This is a genomic window from Mesorhizobium sp. M2E.F.Ca.ET.219.01.1.1, from assembly GCF_004016445.2.
Taxonomy (GTDB): Bacteria; Pseudomonadota; Alphaproteobacteria; order Rhizobiales; family Rhizobiaceae; genus Mesorhizobium.
On sequence record NZ_SADT02000163.1, the window covers coordinates 1 to 327 of the forward strand.

At 62.1% G+C, this 327-nt stretch carries 1 protein-coding gene; it reads left to right on the plus strand.

What is annotated here, in order from left to right; translation table 11 throughout:
• Positions 1-204 (plus strand): PRC-barrel domain containing protein (locus EN862_RS35350; protein WP_135913318.1); only part of this gene is annotated, 204 nt, incomplete at its 5' end.
• Between the last annotated feature and the right edge of the window lie 123 nt (positions 205-327).

Below are 327 nucleotides of genomic sequence, written 5' to 3' on the forward strand. Positions count from 1 at the left end.
GACGACGAGAAGATCGGCTCCGTCGACCACATGCATGGCAGCCAGGTCGTCATCGACGTCGGCGGCTTCCTTGGCATCGGCGCCAAACCCGTCGCGGTTCCCGCCATGCAGCTCGATTTCATGCGCGACGAAGACGGCGACGTCCACGCCGTCACCTTCTGGACGAAGGATCAGCTCGAGGACATGCCCGAGCACCAGGACTGAAAGAGGGGCCCGGCACGGCCGGCCTTCCTCTTCGGGAGGTACACGATGATCCGAAAACTCAAATCCGGAAAATACCGGCTCTATTCGCGCAAGAAGGACGAAAAGACCGGCCGCCGCCGTAAC